General features: G+C 68.5%; 2 protein-coding genes. Both read left to right on the plus strand.

What is annotated here, in order from left to right; translation table 11 throughout:
• Positions 1 to 66: 66 nt before the first annotated feature.
• Entirely contained in the window at positions 67 to 1,242 is a 1,176-nt protein-coding gene (locus ACE3TE_RS08615) for an acyl-CoA dehydrogenase family protein (protein ID WP_374604056.1), read from the plus strand.
• Between the two features lie 134 nt (positions 1,243 to 1,376).
• Positions 1,377 to 6,284 (plus strand): NAD-glutamate dehydrogenase, encoded by a 4,908-nt coding sequence (locus ACE3TE_RS08620; RefSeq protein ID WP_374604058.1) that lies wholly within the window; start codon positions 1,377 to 1,379, stop codon positions 6,282 to 6,284.
• Positions 6,285 to 6,371: the final 87 nt, after the last annotated feature.

The following is a 6,371-nucleotide window of genomic DNA, read 5'->3' on the forward strand; positions in this document are numbered from 1 at the left end:
GCGCCCGCGCGCGCTTCACGCCGCGTGGACCTGCCGACGACGGCGCCAGCCGCTACAATCGCGTCCTTGTCCGAACCGAACCGAAGGTGCCCCGTGGATTTCCGATTCACCGAAGAACAGCTGATGATCCAGGACGTCGCCCGGCGCATTTCCCAGGAAAAGATCGCCCCCAGCGCCGAACACCACGACCGCACCGGCGAATTCCCGCTGGAAAACATCCGCACCCTGGGTGAAAACGGCCTGATGGGCATCGAGGTCCCGGCCGAATACGGCGGCGCCGGCATGGACCCGGTCAGCTACGTGCTGGCCATGGTCGAGATCGCGGCGGCCGACTGCGCCCATTCGACCATCGTGTCGGTGAACAACTCGCTGTTCTGCAACGGCATCCTCAAGTTCGGCACCGAGGAACAGAAGCAGAAATACGTGCGCGCGATCGCCGAGGGCAAGGAAATCGGTGCCTTCGCGCTGACCGAGCCGCAGTCCGGTTCCGACGCCACCGCGATGCGCTGCAAGGCCGTGCGCCAGGACGACGGCAGCTACGTGGTGAACGGCAAGAAGAGCTGGATCACTTCCGGCCCGGTGGCCAAGTACATCGTGCTGTTCGCGATGACCGACGCCGACAAGGGCGCCAAGGGCATCACCGCCTTCCTGATCGACACCACCAAGCCCGGCTTCCACCGCGGCAAGACCGAGCCCAAGCTCGGCATCCGCGCCTCGGCCACCTGCGAAATCGAATTCCAGGATTACGTGGTCGCCGCCGAAGACGTGCTGGGCGAGGAAGGCCAGGGCTTCAAGATCGCCATGGGGGTGCTCGACGCCGGCCGCATCGGCATCGCGTCGCAGGCCATCGGCGTCGCGCGCGCCGCCTACGAGGCCACGCTGGAATACGTGCGCGAGCGCAAGGCCTTCGGCCAGCCGATCGGCGCCTTCCAGATGACCCAGGCCAAGATCGCCGACATGAAGTGCAAGCTCGACGCGTCGCTGCTGCTGACGCTGCGGGCGGCCTGGCTCAAGGGCCAGGACCAGAAGTTCACCACCGAAGCGTCCGTGGCCAAGCTCACCGCGTCGGAAGCGGCCATGTGGATCACGCACCAGGCCGTGCAGATCCACGGCGGCATGGGTTATTCGAAGGAAATGGCCCTCGAGCGCTATTTCCGCGACGCCAAGATCACCGAGATCTACGAAGGCACCAGCGAAATCCAGCGCCTGGTCATCGCCCGCAACGAGACCGGCCTGCGCTGATCCGTCGCCCGTACCCCGGCGTATCCGAAGCCCCGCTGAAGCGGGGCTTCTTTTTTGGCCTGTCCAAGCTGGCCGGGCGTTGTCCCCGGGACTACAATTCACGTTTTACCCACGCCCCTGCGAGAAAGCAGCTGATGAACGCCCACGCCCTGGCTTCCGCCGAGTCCCTTGACGCCATTGCCGCCGCCCTGGCCGGCCCCGCGTCCCAGCCCGACAAGGACCTGCTGGAGGTGTTCGCCCGAAGCTTCTTTGCGCGGGTCCCGGACGAGGAGCTGCGCAGCCGTCCGGCCGCGGAATGGGCCGCGATCGTGCGCAGCTTCCTGGGTTTTGCCCGCGAACGGGCGCCGGGCACGGTGCTGGTGTCGATCGGCAGCCCGTCGCAGGCCACCGACGGCTACGAGAGCACCCACACGGTCGTGCGCATCGTCAACGACGACATGCCCTTCCTGGTCGACTCGGTGCGCATGGCGCTGTCGAAGTTCGACATCACGCTGCACCAGATCGCGCACCCGGTGGTTTCGCTGCGTCGCGACGGCGCCGGCCGCCTGCAGGCGGTGGGCGAGGGCGAAGCCGAATCGCTGATGTACCTCGAGATCGACCGCCAGGCCGACGCCGCCGCGCTTGCCGACATCGAGCAGGCCATCCGCGAGGCCCTGGCCGACGTGCGCTCGGCGGTCGCCGACTGGTCGCCGATGCGCGAGAAGATGCTGGAAATCGCCGGGGAGATCCCGGCGCGCCAGCTGCCGGTGGACGCCGCCTGCCGCGCCGAGACCGAAGCCTTCCTGCGCTGGGCCGCCGACAACCACTTCACCTTCCTGGGCTACCGCGAATACGAAGTGATTGATCGCGAGCTGCGCGCCGTCGAAGGCAGCGGCCTGGGCCTGCTGCGCGGCAAGGACCAGCAGGCGCAGTCGCGACCGATCACCGGCCTGGCCGCCGCCGACCTGCCGGCGGGTACGTCGCTCGACGTGCTGATCCTGACCAAGACCAATGCCCGCGCGACCGTGCACCGGCCCGGTTACATGGACTACATCGGCGTGCTGGCCTTCGACGAAAACGGCCGCGCCGTGCGCGAGCAGCGCTTCCTCGGCCTGTACACCTCCAGCGCCTACAACCGCCGGCCCTGGGAAATCCCGATGGTGCGCCTGCGCCACGAACACGTGATGGCGGCGTCGGGCCTGGCCCCGACCAGCCACAGCGGCAAGGCCCTGCGCCACATCCTGGAAACCCTGCCGCGCGAAGAACTGTTCCAGTCCAGCGCCGAGGAACTCCAGCGCACCGCGATGGGCATCCTGGGCCTGCAGGAACGCGCGCGCACCCGCCTGTTCCTGCGCCGCGACCGCTACGGCCGTTTCTTCTCGGCCCTGGTCTACATCCCGCGCGACCGTTTCAACACCAGCATCCGCCACCGCATCGAAGCGGTGCTGATGCGTGCGCTGGGCGGCGAACGCCTCGACCACAGCGTGCAGATCGGCGAATCGCCGCTGGCCCAGCTGCACCTGGTCATCCGGCCCAAGGCCGGCTGCCGGGTCGATTTCGACCAGGACCAGCTGGAGGCCGAACTCGCCCGCATCGTGCGCGACTGGCACGACGAGCTGCGCGAAATCCTCGTGCGCGAGGCGGGCGAGGAAGTGGGGCTCAAACTGGCCCAGACCTACGGCCGCGCGCTGCCGGCGGGTTACGTCGAAGCGGTGTCGCCGCAGGTGGCCGCCGCCGACGTGCTGCAGGCCTCGCGCCTGGAAGGCCCGGGCGACCAGCGCATTTCCTTCTACCGCCACGGCGACGACCTGCGCCTGAAGCTGGTGCGCCGCAGCGGCGACATCGCGCTGTCGGACGTTCTGCCGGTGATGGAAAACCTCGGCCTGCGCGTGCTCACCGAGCATCCCTACGAAATGGAAGTCGAGGGCGAACGCATCTCGATCCAGGACTTCGAGGTGCAGGCCCGCCACGGCGAGATCGACGTCGACGCCGCCCGCCAGCCCTTCGAGGAAGCCTTCACCGCGGTGTGGAGCGGCGAAGCCGAGAACGACGGCTTCAACCAGCTGCTGCCCAGCGCCCGCCTGGAGTGGCGCGACATCGCGATGCTGCGCAGCTACACCAAGTACGCGCTGCAGACCGGCGTCCCGTTCTCGCAGCCGTACATGGAAGAAACCCTGCAGCGCTACCCGGTCATCGCCCGCCTGCTGTGGGAACTGTTCGCGGCGCGCTTCGAGCCCGGTCGCGAGAACCCGCTCGACGAGGCCGGCCGGCAGGCGCTGCACGACCAGATCGCCTGGCTGCTGCCCAAGGACCGCCGCAAGGCCCTGGACACCATCCCGCAGGAAATCGCCGCGGCCCGCACGCTCGACCGCGCCGCCCAGGTCGACGCCGTCACCGACGCGCTGGAAATCCTGCTCGACAGCGCCGTGCAGAGCATCGACGACGACCGCATCCTTCGCGGCTACCAGTCGCTGATCAACGCCACGCTGCGCACCAATTTCTACCAGCGCAAGGACGGCGCGTTCCGCGACTACATCGCCTTCAAGTTCGACCCGGCCCTGGTGCCTGACCTGCCGAAGCCGCGGCCTTACCGCGAGATCTTCGTGTATTCGCCGTACGTCGAGGGCGTGCACCTGCGCTTCGGGCCGGTGGCCCGCGGTGGCCTGCGCTGGTCCGACCGCCGCGAGGATTTCCGCACCGAGGTGCTGGGCCTGGTGAAGGCGCAGATGGTGAAGAACACCGTCATCGTGCCGGTCGGTTCCAAGGGCGGTTTCGTGGTCAAGCGGCCGCCGGTGGGCGGCGACCGCGACGCCCAGCTGGCCGAGGGCATCGCCTGCTACAAACGTTTCATCAACGGCCTGCTCGACATCACCGACAACCTGGTGGACGGCGAGCTGGTGCATCCGCAGGACGTGGTGCGCCACGACGGCGACGACCCCTACCTGGTGGTCGCGGCCGACAAGGGCACCGCCACGTTCTCGGACATCGCCAACGGCATTTCCGCCGAACACGGCTACTGGCTGGGCGATGCCTTCGCCTCCGGCGGTTCGGTCGGCTACGACCACAAGGGCATGGGCATCACCGCCCGCGGCGCCTGGGAGTCGGTCAAGCGCCACTTCCGCGCGCTGGGCATCGACAGCCAGTCGCAGGACTTCACCTGCGTGGGCATCGGCGACATGTCCGGCGACGTGTTCGGCAACGGCATGCTACTCTCGCGCCACATCCGCCTGGTCGCGGCCTTCGACCACCGGCACATCTTCCTTGACCCGAACCCGGATTCGGCGCTCAGCTACGTCGAGCGCGAGCGCATGTTCGCCGTGCCGCGCTCGAGCTGGGAGGACTACGACAAGTCGCTCATTTCGGAAGGCGGCGGCGTGTTCCCGCGTTCGCTCAAGTCCATCCCGGTCAGCCCGCAGGTGCGCCAGGCCCTGGGCCTGGCCGACGACGTCGAGCAGCTGACCCCGATGGCGCTGATGAACGCCATCCTGAAGGCGCCGGTGGACCTGCTTTGGAACGGCGGCATCGGCACCTACGTCAAGGCGAGCAGCGAAAGCCACGCCGACGCCGGTGATCGCGCCAACAACGGCCTGCGCGTCAACGGCAACGAGCTGCGCTGCCGCGCGGTGGGCGAGGGCGGCAACCTGGGCCTGACCCAGCGCGGCCGCATCGAGGCCGCGATGAATGGCGTGCTGGTGAACACCGACTTCATCGACAACTCCGCCGGCGTGGACACCTCGGACCACGAGGTGAACATCAAGATCCTGCTGTCGGCGCCGGTGCAGCGCGAGGAGCTCAGCCTGCCGCAGCGCAACGAGCTGCTGGCCAGCATGACCGACGAGGTCGCCGAGCTGGTGCTCAACGACAACTACCGCCAGAACCAGGCCATCAGCCTGATGGAGCGCATGAGCGCGGCCCGCCTGGGCTCGTTCGGGCACTTCATCCGCGTGCTGGAGGACCAGGGCCTGCTCGACCGCGCGATCGAATTCCTGCCCTCGGAGGCCGAGCTCGGCGACCGCAAGGCCCGGGGCCAGGGCCTCACGCGTCCGGAGCTGAGCGTACTGCTGAGCTACGACAAGATCGTCGTCTTCAACCAGATGCTCGACTCGGACGTGCCCGAGGACCCCTACCTGTCCAAGGAGCTGGTGCGTTATTTCCCCAATGCCCTGCAGGAGCGCTTCGCGCAGGACATGGAAAACCACCGCCTGCGCCGCGAGATCATCGCCACCGCGGTCACCAACTCCACGGTCAACCGCATGGGCGCGACCTTCCTGCTGCGCATGCAGGAAGACACCGGCCAGTCGCCGGCGCAGATCGCCAAGGCCTTCACGATCAGCCGCGAAGTGCTCGAGGCCCGCGAACTGTGGACCGGTATCGATGCGCTGGACCTGAAGGTCAGCGAATCGGCCCAGCTCGAGGCCCTGACCAGCATCTGGCACCTGCAGCGCAACCTCACGCGCTGGCTGCTCAACCGGCCGGGCGAGGTGCTCAACATCGCCGAGAAGGTGGAACGTTACGCCGGCGGCGTGGCCGAGCTGCGCGCTGCGCTGGCCCGGGTCCTGCCCGCGCCGGCGCGCGAGGAGCTGGCGGCCGACGTCGCCCGCTGGCAGGCGCAGGGCTACCCGGAGGACATGGCCCGGGCCTTCGCCAGCCTGCCGTTCCTGGCCTACGCGCTGGACATCGTCGAGGTGTCGATCGAACAGTCGCTGCCGGTGACCGAGGTGGCCGCGACGTATTTCAGCCTGTCCGATGCGCTGTACACCAAGTGGCTGATGGACGCGGTCGAGGCGCTGCCGGTCGGCGGCCGCTGGCACGCCCAGGCCCGCGGCGTGCTGCGCGACGAGCTGCAGGCGCAGCAGCGTGCGCTGGTGGCGCAGGTGCTGGTGGCCGGTGCCGGCCTGCCGGCGTCGGAGCGGCTGGCGCGCTGGCTGGAACGCGACGACGCGGCGCTGCGCTACACGCTGGCGATGTTCGCGGACATGCGCGACCTGCGCGACCTCGACTACCCGACGCTGTCGGTCGCGGTGCGCCGCCTGGCCCAGGTCGTCGCCTCCGGCGCGGCCTGAGCCACTGCCCGGTGTAGGAGCGCCTTCAGGCGCGAATCCCTTCTTTGCCAAGGGCAAAGTCCAAAGATTCGCGCCTGAAGGCGCTCA

Origin of the sequence: Arenimonas sp. (assembly GCF_041919775.1) — a bacterium.
Taxonomy (GTDB): domain Bacteria; phylum Pseudomonadota; class Gammaproteobacteria; order Xanthomonadales; family Xanthomonadaceae; genus Arenimonas.